Here is a 16,937-nt window from a genome sequence, read left to right on the forward strand (position 1 = left end):
TGCAAACACAGCGCACTCTCAGTCCGCTGTCACCGCACACTCACTTCAGCAACGCGCTGATCCGGGCGGCGTCCGGCACCTCGAGCTCGAGGTAGATCTCCAACGCCCGCCGCCAGTGCTGGCGCGCGCCGTCCGGGTCGGGACTCAGGTGTGCGATGCCCTCGCAGGCACGGGCCTCTTGCAGGAGGGCGTTGGTTCGGCGCGCGATCACCAAGCCCGCGCGGTACTGGTCCATCGCCTGGTCGCGTTCGTCGAGAAAGCGGTGGATGTCACCACGGTCGTTGCGCAGCTCGGCGCTGTGCTCGGCGTTGAGACCGTAGAAGAGCGCCAGCGCGTGCCGCTGCCACCGCTCGGCCTCGCCGAGCAGCCCCAGCGCACGGGAGGCGAGGCCGACGCGGTTGGCCGCATACGCCTCGCCGAGCGGGTCCTCGTTCTCCCGGAACAGGTTCATCGCTCGAGTCGCCTGCGTGACGCTGTCGGCGAAGCGACCGTCGTGATAGAGCGCGACGGCCATCTTGCGGCGGGTGTCGGCCTCGTCCCAGCCGTTGCCGAGCTCGACGTGGATGGCCAGGGACTCCGCGAAGAGCGGCAGGGCCTCCTCGAGCCGGCCGAGCCGCCGCAGGTGGTCCGCGATGTCGCACGTGCTGTTCGCGATGCCCCGCCGATGACCGATCGACCGCATGATCGACGACGTCCGCTCGTAGTTCTCGAGTGCGGACTCGTTGTGCCCCAGGCAGCTCAGCACGTAGCCGAGGTTGGCCAGTGCCGCGCCTTCACCGTACTGGTCACCCACGCCGCGGAACTGTTCGGCCGCGGCTTGCAGGTAGTCGACGGCCGGTATGAGCTCGCCGGACAGTTCCGCGGCGCTGCCGAGGTTGATCAGGACCATGGCCTCGCCACGCTGGTCGCCCGCGGAACGGGCGGCGTCCAGGGCGACCCTGTTCAACGCGACCGTCGCGTCGATGTCGGTGTAGCGCAGGCTCGCATCCCAGACGCTGAACGACAGTCGCCACGCGTGGCCGGGCTTGCCGTGTTCGGCGGCGTGCGCGATCAGTGCCGCGATGTTGTCGTACTCGGTGTCGAACCAGTCCAGTGCTTCCGTGGGCCGGCCGAGCGGTGGCGTCCAGCCGGTCACGACGCCGTCCTGGACCCTCCGCCGCTCGGGGTACTGCAGTTCGTTGGCCAGGAGAGCGGTGTTCAGGTAGTGGTCCAGCAACCGGGTGAGCGCCGAGTCCTGGTCGTCGCCGGCCAAGCGGTGCGCGTGCCAGCGGATCAGGTCGTGGAACCTGTACCGGAACGCGCGGTCCTGGATCAACAGGTGCACGTCCACCAGGTCCTCGAGCAGGCGCTCGGTGTCCCGAACCGCCCTGTCGGCCAGGGCCGCCGCGGCGTGGCGGTCGATGTCCGGCCCCGGATGCAGCCCCAGCAGCCGGAACAGCCGCTGCTGCTCGGGATTGAGCTGACGGTAGGAGACCTGGAACGCGCTCGCGACGCTGCTCTCGCCCACGGCCAGCTCGGCCAGCCGGTACCGCTCGTCGCTCAGCCTGCGGACCAGGTCCTCGACGCTCCAGGCCGGCCGGTGGCGCAGCCGGCCGGCGACCATCCGGATGGCCAGCGGGAGATAGCCACACAGCGCGGTCACCGCGGCGACGTCCTCGGACCTGGCCGCTGTCCGGGTGAACAGCTCCGCGGCGTCGTCCGGCGGCAGCACGTCGAGCGTGAGCGACTCGACCGCGTCCAACTCGGCCAGCCTGCGGCGGCTGGTGATCAGCACGAGGCACCCTTGGCCCGCCGGCAGCAATGGCGTGACCTGCCTGACGTGGACCACGTTGTCCAGCACCAGCAGGACCTTCCGGTCGGCCAGCTCCGCCCGCCACAGGGCCGCGCGCTCCTCGAGGTGCCGGGGGATCCGCTCGCCGGACACGCCGAGCAGGCGCAGCAACGCGTCCAGCGCGGCAGCGGGTTCGGCCGGTGGCCGATCACTGGAATATCCGTGCAGATCAAGGAAGAGCTGGCCATCCGGATAGCCGGCGGCCAGCTGGTGGGCGGCATGCACCGCCAGCGCCGTCTTTCCCACGCCGGCCATCCCGTCGATCGCCGTGATGGAGACCGCGCCGCCCGCGGGCATCGACGTCAGCACGTCGAGCTCGCGTCTGCGCCCGGTGAAGTCCGGTAGGTCGCGCGGCAGGTAGTTACGTGCCGGCGGCTCGGTCGACGGGGACAGCCGTGGGTCGGCGCTGAGCAGCTGCTGGTGGAGCTGCTTCAGGTCATCGCTGGGATCCATCCCGAGCTCGTCGGCGAGCGTGCGGGCGAGCGTGCGATACGCGTGCAGCGCGTCGGCCACCCGCCCGCTCCGGTACAACGCGACCATCAACAGCGCCCAGAACGACTCCCGCAGCGGATATTCCTTGGTCAACGTCGTCAGCTGGGCGACCACCTGGCCTTGCCGCCCCAGCTTGAGCTGGGCGTTGATCAGCTGCTCCAGCGCGTACAGGCGCTCCTCGACCAGCGACACCTGGTCGCGCTTGAGCAGTCCCTCCACATCACCGAGCGGCTGCCCTTGCCACAGTTCCAGCGCCCTGGTCAGCAAACCGACCTGCGCGTCGGGGTCGGCCGTGTCGGACGCCTGCCGCACCCACCGCCGGAACCGACCCAGATCCAGCTCCATGGGATCCAGGTCGAGAACGTACCCACCCGGCACGGTCCGGATGCTGGCCTGACCGTCCCCCAGCACCCGCCGCAGCCGCCCGAGATAGGTCTGGATCGCCGCGCGCGGCCGTTCCGGCGGAGCCTCGTCCCAGAGGTAGTCGGTCAGCTCCTGGATGGTCACGACCTGGTTGGCACGTAACAACAGTACGGTCAGCAATGTCCCCAGCTGGCCTGTGGGCACCGGCACCGGCCGGTCCCCGTTCAGTACCCGCACCGGCCCCAGGATCCGGGAATCCATGATCAGCAAGCCCCCTTCGCGCCCCTACCCGCAGGAGAATGCTTGCACAACGGGGGATAACCGATACGTGTTTCGCCGATGGCCGATCGCGTGGGCGGTGCTGGGTGCGCGGATCCAGCGCGAGGGGTTTACCAGCGGACCGGCACTTCCTCCAAGCCACCGAGGAGAAGTCCTTCGCGGGCGCGTAGTTGCTCGACCGGGATCGCCAGCTCGAGCGTCGGCAGCCGGTCCAGCAACAGCTCGAGCGCGATCTGGAGCTCGGCACGCGCCAGCGACGCCCCGATGCACGAGTACTGTCCGCCGCCGAAGCTGACGTGTGGGTTCGGCGCGCGGTTGAGGTTCATCGCGTCGGCGTCGGCGAACACCGTGCCGTCGCGGTTGGCCGCGCCCATGCTGCAGATCACCGAGGTGCCCGCGGGCAGGGTTCCGCCGGACAGCTCGAGGTCGGTGGTGATGTAGCGGGGGATGCCGATGCCGGGGTTCACGTCGAAGCGCAGTGCCTCCTCGACGGCGTAGCGGACCAGCGAGCGGTCGGCGAGCAGGCGCTCCCAACGCGCGCGGTCGGCGAGCAGCATCGCGACCATCTTGCCGATCATGTGGGAGGTCGTCTCGTGCCCGGCGATCAGCAGCCCCTGCGCGGTGAGCACCAACTCGAACGCGGAGATGCGGTCGTCCTCCGCGGAGTCGGCCACGTCGAGCAGCGAGCTGATCAGGTCATCGCCGGGGTTCTCGCGCAGCGCCGCGACGTGGTTCGTGAAGTACTCCATGAACTCGGCCTGCGAGGAGTCGATCTCGTCCTGGCTGAACCGGGACACGTTGAGCATGATTTCCGACCAGCGCCGGAAGATGTTCCGGTCGGCCTCGGGGATGCCGAGCAGCATGCCGATCACCCAGACGGGCAACGGGAAGCCGAACTCGGCACTGAGATCGGCCGGCGACCCCTTCTTGATCATGCCGTCGAGGAAGCCCTCGGCCGTGGCCTTGATCTGGGGCCGCATGTCGATCATCCGCCGGGCGGTGAAGTAGCGGCCGACGAGCTTGCGCCACCGCTCGTGCCCCTCGCCGGAGGCGATGGAGACCTCGCCGCCGAGGAAGCCACCCTCGTCCTCGTTACTGATGCGCGCCGCGTCGGAGGTGCCGAGCTGGCGCTGGAAGCGCCGGTCGGACAGCACCGCGCGGACGTCCTCGTGCCGGGTCAGCAGGACCGCCTCGTCACCGCTGGGGAGCCGGATGCGCGCGACGGGGCACTCGGTGCGCAGCCGCTCCCACTCCGGGGCGGCCTCGAGCGCCGAGGGGTTGCTGAACGGGTAGTCCAGGATGGTGTCGTTGCTCTCGACGGTCACAGAAAACCTCCCGGGGACGCGACTGCGCCGAGCCTGTCCGACCCCCGCCCCGACCACAACGCTCCTGGGCGACCGCGGTGATCATCCTTGAGGGACCCTCCACTGGAACTCTGGAGTGCCGTCCACGACGGAGTTCTCCGCGAAATTGTGCGCGTCGGGACGCGGCCGGTGTTCTTGGCGGTGATCTCGACTGCGGATCAGACGGTTCAGACGGTCCGGACGGTCCGGCGCCCGGGGTGTCAGGTGGCGAGGGGGCCGGTGACCGGGACGATGGTGCCGCCGGAAAGCCAGCCGTTCGCCTGTCCGTGGTGGTGGCCGGCGGCGAGCTCGTCCGGCATGAACGTCACTCGGGCGGCCGCGTAGAGGCGGGTGCCGGCCGGCTCCGCGCCGGAGGACCCGCCGGAGAGCCAGGCCTGGTAGCCGGACGCGGTCGGGTACTGGCCGTGGAACCGGGTGGCGACGGCGAGTTGGTAGCGGACCGGTTCCTCGTCGCGCGGGTCGAACCGCAGGGGTAGGACCGCGCCGGCGGTGGTGGCCAGCACCGGCGTGCTGAGCAGCCATGGGGCGAGATAGGTGCCGGCCGAGAAGGTGACCGTCCCGCGCTGGTGCTCGGCCACGGCGGCGAGGGTGGTGCTGGCGGTGGCCCAGCCGGACACGACGACGAGCGCGTTGTCCCGGCCGGCCTCGGTGGTGACGGCCACCCGCGACCGGGCCGCGGCATCCCGCACCACGGCGGCCGCGGCGGCGGACCGCGTCGAGCTGTCCGCGTCGAGGGTCAGCGCCCGGATCCCGCGCCCGGCAAGGAAAGCGACGAGGGCCCGCAGGCTGGTCCGGTCCGCCGCGGTGAGCGAGTCGGCGGGACAGGCGGCGAACGTCGCGGCATGGCCGGCCAGCGCCGCGCCCAGCGCCGCCGTCGCGCACTCCGGGCCGTCCGGACCGGCGACGCCCGGCGCCGCGGGCTCACCGTGTCCGGTGTCCACGGCCACCGGCACCCGTTCGCCGCCGAACTCGAGCCACACGGCACCGGGGCCGGGTGGCAGGTCGACGGCGGCCCACTGCCCGGCGGCACCCGGCCGAGCCGCGGCGGCCGTGAGCGTGTCCGGGGCCGCGCCGACCCGGACGCCGCCGGACTCGCCGGACTCGCCGCCGACGAGCACCAGGTTGGCGCCGGGTCGCTGTGGCGTGACGAGCACCGACAGATGCTGCCCGGCGAGGTGCACCTCGCGGAGCAGGGGCACCCCCGGCGCCGGCGCCGCTGTCGCCGCCGGTCGTGGCGGCGTGCCGAGCGTGCCGACGAGGTAGGCGTTCACCGCGAGCACGGCGACCACCGCGACGATGCCCGCCGTCCACCTGCCGGTGCGGGTCATCTCAGCGCAGGTCCGCGTCGGCCACCACGAACAGCTGGGAGTGCGGCTTGGCGTTGCCGAAAGCGCCGTGCGGCCACGACGCCCGGTTGAAGTTCACCCCCGGGGTGCCGTCGTTCTCGTCCACGAAGGCCGGATCGAAGGACAGGTGACCGCCGGCGTCGACGTCGATCATGTGCACCCGGTGGTTGCCGTCGATGCCGGAGCGCGCCACGAAGTAGTTCGCGACCGAGATCCTCCGCACGTCGGCGGTCTCGTGGTAGTAGCCGTCCGCGCCGAGGGCGAAGTTGTCCAGCGTGCCCCAGTGCGGGCCGCCGCTCGACGTGTCCTGGATCGGCAGCACGTCGACCAGCGCCGGGCAGTCCGGCTCGCTGCCGCCGTGGTGCACCTCCTGCAACGTGCTGATGCTGCACCGGGTCGACGTGCCGGCGGCGAGCAGGCGCTGGATGTCCAGTACGTAGACCATCTTCGTGGAGCCGGGGTCGGCGCCGTTCTGCGCGCCGGGACTGCGGCCGATCACCGCGTGGTAGAGGTACTTGTCGTCCAGGCTGGTCTGCACCCAGCCACCACCGTCGCAGCCACCGTCGTTCGGGAGCGCCGGGTTGCCCACCTCGGCGGCGTAGGTGTCGTCGAAGACCTCACGCCACACCGGGTTCGCGACGGTGATGTCCGGCGTGTAGTAGATGACGCCGCCGCACATTGACTCGGTGAACGCGCCCTTGTGCTGCGGGAGGTTGGTCACCGTGGTCTCCATCTGCGCGATGGGTTCCTCGTGGCCCGGGTTCTGTTCCACCCGCGGGCCGTCCGGCAGCGTCGAGACGGACAGCAGCCGCGGCCGGTTGCGGTTCGCGATGTCGAAGATCCGTACGGTCGGCCGGGCGATGAACGGGGTCGGCGGGCGGACCGGGTCGAGGATGATGTCCCTCGGCTCGGCGAAGTCGCTGGCCACCAACCGGTTCAGGTCCTCGCGCACCTGGATGCCGTGCGGGTTCGCACAGGTCGGCAGGGACAGCGCGGGAAGGTTGGCGCAGTGCACCGGATCCTCGGACTGCAACACAGGCAGCGCGGCCGGCATCTCCGACAGCGTGCGCCCGTCCGGTCCGATGTGGACGATCTCGCCCGGTGAGCCGCCGAACCCGTTGCCGGTGCGGACGGACAGGTCGCTGTAGACACACGGGCCGGGCAGGTCCGGGCCGCCCATGTAGGTGCCGTAGGCGGTGCCGTCCCGCAGCACCCAGTACGCGTCCGGCACCGAGCCGCACAACGTGTCGGTCGGCAGGTTGATGCCGGACAGGCTCACCTGCGGCAGCTTCGCCACGTCGAACACGAACGTGACGTCGGTGAACAGGCCGCCGGCGAAGATCCGCTGCCCCTTGTGCCAGATGTACTGCATGTGGTGCGGCTCGTTCTCCAGCAGCGGAACGGTGACCGTGTTCACCACGTGCCCGTAGGTGGGTGAGCCCTTGGTGGCGTCGATGACCGCCAGGAAGTCCGGGCCCGGCAACGGGTCCAGGCCCGGGAACTTGATCGTCGGGTTGCCGAGAATGTCGCCGGTGTCGCGCACGACCGTGTCGGCGATGTTCTCGTCGCCGGCCCACACCAGCAGCCATTCCCGCCGGCCCTCGAACGCGGCGGACGCGGCGGCGGCCGGGCGCACGAGGTGGTTGGTGACCGAGTAGCTCTTGCCGTCGGACCCCTGGATCGTCGACGGGACCACCTGAACGTCGGCCTGGGCCGTGGGCTGCGCGCCGGGTACGACCGCTACGCCGGCCCCGACCACAACGGCCAGCAGACCGTACACAACCCGCCGCGATGTCGAGAGTCTCCAGGACACGTGCCCTCCCCGCAGTACATGAAAACAGCACAACTGGACGCACGCGAATGCGGCGCGTGCGGAGAAAAGGGATCGCCAGAATTGTTCGAAGACAACGGCTCGGAATGGAAGATCGCCGACCTGCCAACGCGAATCAGCATCCAGTCGGTCTGGCTGAAATGCCGACTCACCGTTTTTCCATCATCGCGCGGCCGAACACACGGTGTCAACGACCGCCTACAATGCGGGACGGCTCGGTGCACCGGCCCCGGGCCCCGCCAAATGGCTGGGGTCCGACCGGGGATTTGCGATTGAACGGCGGTTCACACGCGAGCAGGCGACTAGTCACACTGTGACGCATGCCACCGGAACGGTCACAGGAGCCCGTCGGCCTGCCCCAGGTCATCGCAGCGCGCCCGGAGTTCGATCCGGAGCTGAAGGCCGGGCTGGCGATCGTCGGCGGGGTGTTCCCGCCGACGATCACCCCGGACCTGATCCCGTTCATGCGCCGCTCCTACGCCTCGCCGCCGGTGCACGAGACCCTCGCCGGCCGGGACGTGGAACACCGCGAGTACGAGGTCGAGGGGCACGACGCCGACCCGGTCACGGTGTCGGTGTTCCGTCCGGCGCGAGCCGCGGGACCGCGTCCGGTCGTCGTGTACGCGCACTCCGGCGGCCTGATGTTCGGCGACCGGTTCAACGCGCTGGACCTCAACATCCAGTGGGTGGAACAGATCGGCGCGGTCCTGGTCACCCCGGAGTACCGGCTCGCGCCGGAGTTCCGGGACCCGTACGCCCGCGAGGACATGTACGCGGTTCTGGAGTGGACCGCGCGCAACGCCGAGGAGCTCGGCATCGACCGGCGCCGGATCATGGTCGCCGGCGCCAGCGCCGGCGCGGGGCTCGCCGGGGGCCTGGCGCTGGCCTCGCGCGACCGGGAGGGGCCGGCCATCGTCGGCCAGCTGCTGATCTACCCGATGCTGGACGACCGGGGGACCACGGTGTCCACGAACCAGTTCGACGGCGTGGGGGTCTGGGACCGGGTCAGCAACGAGACGGGCTGGTCGGCCGCGCTGGGTGAGGCCTACCGCACCGACGCCGTCTCGCCCTATCTCGCCCCGGCCAGGGCCACGGACTTCAGCCGCCTGCCACCGGCCTACCTGGACGTCGGCTCCGCGGAGATCTTCCGGGACGAGGCGATCGCCTACGCCACGAACCTCTGGCACGCGGGCGGCGACGCCGAGCTGCACGTCTGGACCGGCGGCTTCCACGCCTTCGACATCTTCGCACCGCACACCGCGCTCGCCCAAGGCATGTTGCGCACCCGCTTCGCCTGGGTGGAGAAGTTGCTCGCGGACTGACCGACCCCACCACCGAGCAAGGACACCACGCCGGACAACGAATCCGGCAACACCGAGAAGGGACATCGTCATGAGTGCACCGAGCACCGACGCTCCGCACAGGATCACCGAGGCCGCGGACGCCGTCGTCAAGGCCGTCACCGCCGGGGAGCCCCGGGTACCCGGGGTCGTCGCCGGCGTCACCGACGCCAACGGCGTCGTCTACCTCGGCGCGTCCGGGGAGCGCGACCTGCGCACCGGCACCGAGATGACCACCGACACGGTGTTCGCGATCTTCTCCACGACGAAGGCGATCACCGGTGTCGCGGCGCTGCAGCTCATGGAGGAAGGCAGCCTCGACCTGGACGCGCCCGCGAAGGAGTACGCGCCCGGCCTGGCCGACACCCAGGTGCTCGACGGCTTCGACAACTCCGGCAACCCGATCCTGCGCCCGCCGGTGCGCGACATCACCGCCAAGCACCTGCTGCTGCACACCGCCGGGTTCGGCTACGACTTCTTCAACGAGCAGTACAACCAGCTGGCGACCGACCACGACCAGCCCAGCGTCATCACCTCGAGCCGGCGCGCCCTGCAGACCCCGCTGCTGTTCGACCCGGGTGACCAGTGGGAGTACGGCAGCAACATCGACTGGCTCGGCCAGGTCGTCGAGGGGATCACCGGCAAGCTGCTCGGCGAGGTCATGGCCGAGCGTATCTTCCGGCCGCTCGGCATGGTCGACTCCGGCTTCACCCTCAGCGAGGCGATGGCGCCCCGGGTCGCGACCATGCACGAGCGGGCGGCCGACGGCTCACTCGTCGGCACGGACTTCCGGCTGCCGGCCGAGCCCGAGGTCCACATGGGCGGACACGGGCTGTACTCGACGGTGAGCGACTACCTCGCGTTCATCCGGATGTGGCTGAACAACGGCGCGGCCGACAGCGGCGAGCAGGTGCTGCGGCCGGAGACCGTCGACCTGGCGCTGCGGAACCACCTCGGCGAGCTGAAGGTCAAGGGCCTTCCCGGGGTGATCCCCTCGCTGTCGAACTACGCCGAGTTCTTCCCCGGCATGTCCAAGTCGTGGGCCTACACGTTCATGGTCAACGACACGGACGCCCCGACCGGCCGCCCCGCCGGCAGCGTGGCCTGGGCCGGCCTGCCCAACCTCTACTACTGGATCGACCGCGCCACCGGCATCGGCGGATACTGGGCGACCGAGTTCTTCCCGTTCGCGGATCCGACCTCGGTCGGTGGCTACCTCGACTTCGAAAAGGCCACGTACAACGCCCTGCGCGGCTGACAAACGCGGGGAAACCCGCGACACTGGACGCGTCGGCAGCTGGAGGTGGCAACGGTGCAGGAGCTGCTCGGCCGGATCTCTGCCCTGGATCCGGAGGCCAGCCTGGGTATCCGGGTGATCGCGTGCTTCGACGAGCTGATCATCGGCAACGTCAACACCCGGGCACTGCTCAGCACGGCGGCCTCCCTGGCGGGGTGTCCGGCCGGGTACACCCAGGACCACCCGGAGCGCACGGTCCGGATGGACCCGCGCGGCCGGCCGCTCGACGGTCCCCCGCCGGACGAGGTGCACGTACTGGACCTTCCCCAGTCGGCGCGCGTCTGGCTGGAACGGGTCGGCGAGCGGCAGCCGAACGACACGATCATCGTGGAGCGGCTCGCACTGGCGGTCGGCATCCGGCTCGGCCTCGAGCGCCGCGACATCGAGCCACGTCGCGACGTCGGCATCCTGCTCGACGACCGGGAACTGCCCGAACAGCGCCGCAAGGCGGCCGGCCGGCTCAACCTGCCGCCGGTCGGCCGCTTCCGGGTGCTCGCCGCGCCGCTCTTCGCGGTGTGGAACACCCATCCCCAGGGGCCGGGGGACGTCGTGTCCAGCGACTTCGGGCCGATCCACGCCATCGTGGTCGCGGCGGACGGGGACAAGGTCGACGTGCACCCGGCCGGCGTGGGTGTCGCCGCCGAAGCCGACGACCTGCCCCGTTCCTACCGCAGTGCCCTGGTCGCGTTGCGCCTGTGCTCGGGCCCGGACGAGCCGTACGTGTACGCGGACGACTACGGGGGCCTGGTCGAGCTGCTGGCCGACATGCCGCTCGACAGCCCCAACCCCGACGCCGACCGGCTGGCCGAGGTCATGACCGTCCCCTGGGCCCGGCCGACCGTGGATGCGGTGCTGCGCGCCACCACCACCCGCCACGCCGCCCGGCTGGAGGGCGTCCACCACAGCACCATGCAGACCCGGATCGAGACGCTGACCCAGAAACTCGGCTTCGACCCGATGGACGGCTACGGGCGCACCCGCCTCGGCATGGCCTATCTGCTGTGGCGGCTGCGCACGTCGCGGGTGATGGACCTGCCCACCCCGGCCGGTCAGCTGCAGGACATCCACGCCGTGCGATGACGGGCAGCACCTGATGACGGGCAGCGCCTGATGCGTGCAGCGGCTACGGCGCGCGGGTCCAGTCCGCCGAGCGGCTCCGGCCGTTGCCGAGTCAGGCTGGTCACCGAGTCGTTCGAGTCGTCGGCGGTCACTGGGGCGCACTGTCCTCATTGGACGCTGCCAACCCCGGTTCCAGGGAAGCGTTCCCCGATCGGCTGGGTGATCGACGCGGTGCCGGGCGGCCAGACCCCGGTCAGGCGGCTCAGATCGCCTCCAGGCGGGTCGCGTTCGTGGTCGGGCCGAGCACAGCGACGCTCAGGCTCATGGCCATCACGAGTGCGGCGCAGAGCAGGTAGAGCATTGTCGCGCCGAGAGCGGCGAGGACGCTGAGGGCGGCGAACGGCAGGACGGCGGCGACCAGCCGGGACAGGGCGTAGGAGCGGCCGATGATCGTGCTGCGGACCGCCGTGGGGAACAGTTCCGCACTGTAGGTGCGGGACACCGTGGCCTGCACGACGCTGAGCACGGTCGTCGTGGCGCCCGCGGCGACGATGAGCCACGCGGACTCGGCCATCCCGAACACGATGCCGACCAGCGCGACACCGGACGAGGAGACGATGGTGAGCGTGCGGCGCTGGAAGCGGTCGGCCAGTGGCATGAGCAGCAGCGCGCCGAGGGGGTAGCCGAGGGCGGTGAGGGCCGAGTAACCCAGCGACTCCACGACGCCGAAGCCCTTGTCCAGCAGCACCAGCGGCGCGATCGAGGCGAAGCCGTAGAAGCCGACGGGGCCGAGGAGCTCGATGAGGCAGGCCAGCACGGTGCGACCGAGTAGCGGGGGTCGCAGCAACCGCGGGTGCGGTTGGCTGTGGTGCGGCCGCGGCGGCGGGTCGTCGTCCGTCTCGCCGGGACTGTGCCGGCCCGCCTGGGACTCGATCGCGGCGAGAGCGTTCTCGGCGTCGCCGGGGCGTCCGCGGGCCACCAGCCAGCGGGGTGATTCGGGCAGCCGTCGGCGCAACAGCCAGATGACGACGGCTCCGGTGGCGCTGAGGACCAGCAGCCACCGCCAGCTCGACGCGCCCCAGAAGCTGTGTGGCAGCAGCGCGGCGAGCGCACCGGCGACCGGGACGGCCAGCATTCCCGTGGCGTAGGCGCGGGCCATCAGGCGGCCGCGGTGGGTTGGTGGCAGCAACTCGGTGAGGTACGCGTCGACCAGCGCGAGCTCGGCGCCCAGCCCGATGCCGATGAGGAACCTCAGCACGATCAGCGCCGTGGCGTCGGCGGCGAACGCGCACGCCAAGGCCAGCGCGGCGTAGCCGACGAGGTTGAGCTGGAACATCCGGCGGCGGCCGAACCGGTCGGCCAGCGGGGTCAGCGCAACGGCCCCGAGCAGTTCGCCGACGAACGTCGACCCGATCACCAGGGACTTGTCCAGGGTGGTCGCCACCCAGTCGGCGGGCAGCAGCGGGATCATCAGCACCCCGACGGCGACCTCGAAGAAGTTGAAGAAGCAGCCGAGGCCCACGACGGTGACGAGGCCACGGTGCCAGCGCCCGACCGGCAGGTGGTCCAGGCGCGCGGCGATTGCCCCGGCCGACGGTGCTTGCGCGCCGGGTGACGTCTTGGTCATGCGTCACCCGAGCCGGAGTCGACGGGGACGACGCCGGAGCGCAGCACCTCGAGCAGCTCGATGGGCAGGTAACCCTGCTCGGCGAGCCGGGCCAGCACTCCCCCGCTGGCGAGGATCTCGAGCACCAGCGGCGGCAGTGGCTGGGTCCGGCCGGACGCGTCGGTGGTGTCGTTGCGATAGGCACCGGTGGCGATGTCGAAGCTGCCCCGGTCGCCGTCGGCGAACAGCGCCGTGACGCCGGGGACGGTGAGTGCGGGCAGGCCGGTGTTGATGGCGTTGCGCAGGAACAGCGAGTTGAACTCCTCGGCGACCAGGGCCGCGACGCCGAGGTGGCGGAACAGGGCGGCGACCGGCCGGGAGGAGCCGACCCCGAAGTTGCGGCCCGCGAGCACGATGTCACCCGGTTCGACCTGGCCGGTCCAGCCGGGCCGGACCTCGTGGAACACGTGCTGGGCCGCGTCGGGAAGGTCCAGCTTCATGGCGTGCGCCGGGTACATGGCGTCGGTGTTGATCGAGTCGCCGAAGACCCAGACGCGGCCGGTGATCGTGGTGTTCACGCCGACACCTCCCGTGGGTCGGTGATGACCCCGGTGACGGCCGAGGCGGCGACGGTGGCCGGGGAGGCCATGTAGATCTCCGCCTCGGTGCTGCCCATCCGGCCCGTGAAGTTCCGGGTCGAGGAGGTCAGGCAGACCTCGCCGGGGCCGACGACGCCCATGTGGTAGCCGAAGCAGGCGCCGCAGGTGGAGTTGGTGACCACGCCCCCGGCATCGGCGATGTCCTGCAGGTAGCCCAGTCGCATCGCGTCCCGGTAGACCTGCTGCGAGGCGGGGGTGACCAGCAACCGGACGCCGGGCGCGACGGTGCGGCCGCGCAGCACCCCGGCGGCGATGCGCAGATCCTCGAGCTGGCCGTTGGCGCAGGACCCGATGAACGCCTGGTCGATCTTGCGCCGCTCGACCTGCGAGACCGGCAGCCCGTTGCGGCTGACCGTGCCGGGCCGGGCGACGTAGGGCTCGAGCGTGGCCAGGTCGACCGTGCGTATGTCCACATAGGACGCATCGGGATCGGGATCGGCGGCGTGGTAGTCGGTGACGCCGCGCTCGGCGAGGAACTCCCGCAGGAGGTCGTCGACGCCGAAGGTGGCGAAGTCGGCGGAGATCTCGGCGGCCTGGGTGGCGATCGTGCGCCGGTCGTTGAGTGGGATGCCGGCCAGCCCCGGCCCGCCGAACTCCAGGTTCTGGTTGGTCGCGTCGCCGTACACCTGCGCGATGTGCAGGAAGACGTCCTTGCCGCTGACCACGCCGGGCTTGGTGCCGGTGAACTCGTACCGGACGGTCGGCGCGACCTGGAACCAGGTCGACCCGGTGCACAGGATCGAGTACACCTCCGCCGGGCCGAGCCCGCGGGCCGCGGTGTTGTAGGCACCGGCGGCGCAGGTGTGCGAGTCGGTGCAGGCCAGCACGTCGCCGGGGCGGGCCAGCCCGTTCTCGGCGATCACCTGGTGGCAGATGCCGTGCCGCCCGACGTCGAAGAACCTCTCGATGCCGAAGTCGGCGACGAACTTGCGCGCCTTCGGTCCACCCGCGGCGTCCTTCAGCGACGGCGCGGGCACGGCGTGGTCCATGATCACCGCGACCTTGTCCGGGTCGTGGATCCGCGACGGCTGCATCCACATCGTGGCGAACTGCAGGTCGATGAGCACGCACAGGTCGACCTCGACCGTGACGGTGTCGCCGGGCCGCACCGTCGGCACACCGGCCTTGCGGGCCAGCAGGTTCTCGATCATCGTCATACCCATGGCTCAGGCTCCTTCGCTGCGTTCCCGGTAGCGCTCGCCCAGCGCGGACCATTCGGCCAGGCCGACGAGGGTGAAGAACTCCGCGGGCGAGCCGGGCAGCCACTGCGCCGGGTCCTTCCCGGCGAGCTCGGCCAAACCGGACAGCATCGCCCAGGCGGCGGCGCCCAGCGGCAGGCTCGGATGGATGGCGATGGCGTAGCCCAGCTCGGCCAGCCGCTCGGTCGACTCCAGCGGGGTCAGCCCACCGATCACCAGGTTGATCAGCAGCGGCGCGTCGACCTCCGCGGCGATCCGCTCGACCTCCCCGACGCTCTGCGGCGCCTCGACGAAGATCACGTCGGCCCCGGCGGCGGCGTAGGTGTTGGCCCGGTCGATGGCCGCGTCGAGCCCGAGCGGGCCGCGGGCGTCGGTCCGCGCGATCACCACGAGGTCCTCGTCGGTGCGGGCGTCCAGGGCCGCGCGGAGCTTGGCCACGAACTGCTCGGGGTCGATGAGCTCCTTGTCGGGCAGGTGGCCGCACTTCTTCGGGAACGCCTGGTCCTCGAGCTGAATCGCGGCCACCCCGGCGGCCTCGTACTCCCGCACGGTGCGGATGACGTTCAGCGGCGCCCCGTAGCCGGTGTCGGCGTCGGCGATCAGCGGGACGTCGCCCAGCGCGCGGGCCAGCACCCGGGCCCGTTCGGTCATCTCGGTCTGGGTGACCAGACCGATGTCCGGCAGGCCGAACCCGGACGCCGCGACGCCCGCGCCGGTGAGATAGCCGGCGGCGAAGCCGATGCGGCCGACCAGCGACGCGGACAGCCCGTCGAAGACACCGGGCGCGACGACGAGCTCGCCGCTGGCGATCCGTTGGCGCAGCACGGTTCGAGTGGTCATGGCAGGTCCGTTCCGTCCAGGGCGCCCTTGACGGGCGAGGCGAGGAGATCGACGAGCCCGGTGAGGTCGGTCAGCTCGTCGAGGGCGAGCACGGCGCGCTGGATCGCGTCCAGGCGGGCGGTGTCCAGCAGGGGGCCGACCAGCGTCCGGTACTTGGCGACCAGCTCGTCGTTGGTGACCGGGTCGGCCGGGCCGCCGTGCGGCTGTACGACGCGCCGGCGCTGCTTCGTGCCGTCCCGCAGCGTGACGGTGAGCTCGGTGGCGAAGCGCTCGTGCACCGGCCCGGCCTCGATGGCCTCGTCGAGCCGCACGCCGACCTTGCCGATCAGCGCCCAGACATCGTCGGCGTCGAGTCGTCGTGGCGTGAACTGCGGCGGCATCACCTCGCCGTCCAGCAGGGCGACGGCGACGGCGTAGCCGAGGTTCATCTGCGCGCCGACGGCGGTCAGCGGCCGCTCCGGTGGCCACCATCCGTGGTGGTAGACGGTGTGGCCGACGGCGATCTCGACGCGGTCGACCTGTGCCGCGTCGATGGCGTGCTCGGCGCGCAGCTCGAGCGCGGCCTGGATGGTGCCGTGCAGTCCACCCTGGGCCGCGTAGGACTTCACCATGATCAGCTCGGTGTGCCACACCTCGCCGAGCCCGGCGACGACCTGCTGGGGGTCCGGGTCATGGCCCTCACCGAACACCGCCAGGTAGCCGCCGTACTCCCGGTCGAACACCCGCTTGATGCCGGTGTAGCCGCCGGCGGCCAGGGCCACCGCGTAGAAGCCGTTGCGGGCGGCGAACCCGTGCTGCATCCGTTTGGACATCGCCTCGTACTGCGCGGCCATCAGCCCGGCCGACTGCGTCCCGGCCAGACCCAGCGCGTCCTCCAGCAGACCGGCGTCCAACCCCCGTAGCTTGCCGGCCGCCATCGCGGCCGCGTGCGTGCCGAACACCGGGCCGCTGTGCCACCCACGCGAGAGCATCTGCGACCCGTGCAGCGCCAGCCCCACCCGGGGACCGACCTCGAAGCCGGCGATCGCCGCCGTCAGCGCGGCAGCTCCCGACACCGGCGCGGCGGCCAGCAGCACGGGCAGCACCAACGAGCAGCTGTGCAGCGGGGCCAGCGGGTGGAAGTCGTCGAGCTCGAAGCCCTGGACGAACGTGCTGTTGAGCAACACGGCCGCGGGCGCGCTGGTCGTCACACCGGTGCCGATCACCGCCGCGTCGCCGGCGCCCTCGACGCCCAGCACCGCATCGGTCGCGACCCGCGACCACGGCAGCTGCGCGCCGACCAGGCCAGCCGCCACGCCGTCGAGCAGGAGGTGCTTCGCGCGGGTTCGCACCCGGTCCGGGATGGCGTCCAGCCGCAGGCCGTCGACCCAGCGGGCCAGGGGGACCGTCACCTCTGACGTCATGCGACGCAGTGAACGCCACAAGCCACGG

12 protein-coding genes are annotated in these 16,937 nt (G+C 71.2%); 3 read left to right on the forward strand and 9 right to left on the reverse strand.

All coding sequences use genetic code 11. From position 1 onward, the window contains the following. Nucleotides 1–40 precede the first annotated feature (40 nt). The 4 genes from VGD70_RS19225 to VGD70_RS19240 all read right to left on the reverse strand — a co-directional run bounded on the left by VGD70_RS19225 (nucleotide 41) and on the right by VGD70_RS19240 (nucleotide 7,488). On the reverse strand, nucleotides 41–2,947 hold the full coding sequence (locus VGD70_RS19225; RefSeq protein WP_331083185.1) for an AfsR/SARP family transcriptional regulator: 2,907 nt from the start codon (nucleotides 2,945–2,947) through the stop codon (nucleotides 41–43). 128 nt (nucleotides 2,948–3,075) lie between these two features. Continuing rightward, nucleotides 3,076–4,290 (reverse strand): cytochrome P450, encoded by a 1,215-nt coding sequence (locus tag VGD70_RS19230; protein ID WP_331083187.1) that lies wholly within the window; start codon nucleotides 4,288–4,290, stop codon nucleotides 3,076–3,078. A 239-nt stretch (nucleotides 4,291–4,529) separates the two neighbouring features. Then, nucleotides 4,530–5,657, reverse strand: coding sequence for a hypothetical protein (locus tag VGD70_RS19235; protein ID WP_331083189.1), 1,128 nt, complete (start codon nucleotides 5,655–5,657; stop codon nucleotides 4,530–4,532). A 1-nt stretch (nucleotide 5,658) separates the two neighbouring features. Further along, entirely contained in the window at nucleotides 5,659–7,488 is a 1,830-nt protein-coding gene (locus tag VGD70_RS19240; RefSeq protein WP_331083191.1) for a hypothetical protein, read from the reverse strand. A 338-nt stretch (nucleotides 7,489–7,826) separates the two neighbouring features. Between VGD70_RS19240 and VGD70_RS19245 the strand changes: the two genes are divergently transcribed. The 3 genes from VGD70_RS19245 (at nucleotide 7,827) to VGD70_RS19255 (ending at nucleotide 11,223) form a co-directional block, all read left to right on the forward strand. After that, the gene (locus tag VGD70_RS19245; RefSeq protein WP_331083193.1) at nucleotides 7,827–8,828 is read left to right on the forward strand and encodes an alpha/beta hydrolase; all 1,002 of its coding nucleotides are present in this window, start codon (nucleotides 7,827–7,829) and stop codon (nucleotides 8,826–8,828) included. Between the two features lie 70 nt (nucleotides 8,829–8,898). Beyond that, nucleotides 8,899–10,104: a serine hydrolase domain-containing protein gene (locus VGD70_RS19250; protein ID WP_331083194.1), complete on the forward strand. Its 1,206-nt coding sequence runs from the start codon at nucleotides 8,899–8,901 to the stop codon at nucleotides 10,102–10,104. Between the two features lie 54 nt (nucleotides 10,105–10,158). After that, the gene (locus VGD70_RS19255; RefSeq protein WP_331083196.1) at nucleotides 10,159–11,223 is read left to right on the forward strand and encodes a PucR family transcriptional regulator; all 1,065 of its coding nucleotides are present in this window, start codon (nucleotides 10,159–10,161) and stop codon (nucleotides 11,221–11,223) included. A gap of 241 nt (nucleotides 11,224–11,464) precedes the next feature. On the opposite strand, the gene VGD70_RS19260 is transcribed toward VGD70_RS19255, so the two are convergent. The 5 genes from VGD70_RS19260 to VGD70_RS19280 are packed head-to-tail and all read right to left on the reverse strand — an operon-like array spanning nucleotide 11,465 to nucleotide 16,909. Continuing rightward, complete coding sequence (locus VGD70_RS19260) at nucleotides 11,465–12,829, reverse strand: MFS transporter (RefSeq protein WP_331083198.1); 1,365 nt, start codon at nucleotides 12,827–12,829, stop codon at nucleotides 11,465–11,467. Beyond that, on the reverse strand, nucleotides 12,826–13,386 hold the full coding sequence (locus VGD70_RS19265) for a 3-isopropylmalate dehydratase (protein ID WP_331083200.1): 561 nt from the start codon (nucleotides 13,384–13,386) through the stop codon (nucleotides 12,826–12,828). The genes VGD70_RS19260 and VGD70_RS19265 overlap by 4 nt, the downstream gene beginning before the upstream one ends. Beyond that, nucleotides 13,383–14,630, reverse strand: coding sequence for an aconitase/3-isopropylmalate dehydratase large subunit family protein (locus VGD70_RS19270; RefSeq protein WP_331083202.1), 1,248 nt, complete (start codon nucleotides 14,628–14,630; stop codon nucleotides 13,383–13,385). Before VGD70_RS19270 ends, VGD70_RS19265 begins: the two co-directional genes overlap by 4 nt. A gap of 3 nt (nucleotides 14,631–14,633) precedes the next feature. Next, nucleotides 14,634–15,506, reverse strand: a complete 873-nt coding sequence (locus VGD70_RS19275; protein WP_331083204.1) for an isocitrate lyase/PEP mutase family protein — start codon at nucleotides 15,504–15,506, stop codon at nucleotides 14,634–14,636. Beyond that, entirely contained in the window at nucleotides 15,503–16,909 is a 1,407-nt protein-coding gene (locus tag VGD70_RS19280) for an MmgE/PrpD family protein (protein ID WP_331083206.1), read from the reverse strand. The genes VGD70_RS19275 and VGD70_RS19280 overlap by 4 nt, the downstream gene beginning before the upstream one ends. Nucleotides 16,910–16,937 lie beyond the last annotated feature (28 nt).

Source organism: Actinophytocola sp. (assembly GCF_036402745.1).
In the GTDB taxonomy this organism is placed as follows: domain Bacteria; phylum Actinomycetota; class Actinomycetes; order Mycobacteriales; family Pseudonocardiaceae; genus Actinophytocola.

What these genes read in the sequence shown, in the direction of transcription:
- VGD70_RS19235 (WP_331083189.1), bottom strand. Translation starts at nt 5,657, where the DNA reads ATGACCCGCACCGGCAGGTGGACGGCGGGCATCGTCGCGGTGGTCGCC.
- VGD70_RS19260 (WP_331083198.1), bottom strand. Translation starts at nt 12,829, where the DNA reads ATGACCAAGACGTCACCCGGCGCGCAAGCACCGTCGGCCGGGGCAATC.
- VGD70_RS19280 (WP_331083206.1), bottom strand. Translation starts at nt 16,909, where the DNA reads ATGACGTCAGAGGTGACGGTCCCCCTGGCCCGCTGGGTCGACGGCCTG.
- VGD70_RS19225 (WP_331083185.1), bottom strand. Translation starts at nt 2,947, where the DNA reads ATGGATTCCCGGATCCTGGGGCCGGTGCGGGTACTGAACGGGGACCGG.
- VGD70_RS19270 (WP_331083202.1), bottom strand. Translation starts at nt 14,630, where the DNA reads ATGGGTATGACGATGATCGAGAACCTGCTGGCCCGCAAGGCCGGTGTG.
- VGD70_RS19275 (WP_331083204.1), bottom strand. Translation starts at nt 15,506, where the DNA reads ATGACCACTCGAACCGTGCTGCGCCAACGGATCGCCAGCGGCGAGCTC.
- VGD70_RS19250 (WP_331083194.1), top strand. Translation starts at nt 8,899, where the DNA reads ATGAGTGCACCGAGCACCGACGCTCCGCACAGGATCACCGAGGCCGCG.
- VGD70_RS19245 (WP_331083193.1), top strand. Translation starts at nt 7,827, where the DNA reads ATGCCACCGGAACGGTCACAGGAGCCCGTCGGCCTGCCCCAGGTCATC.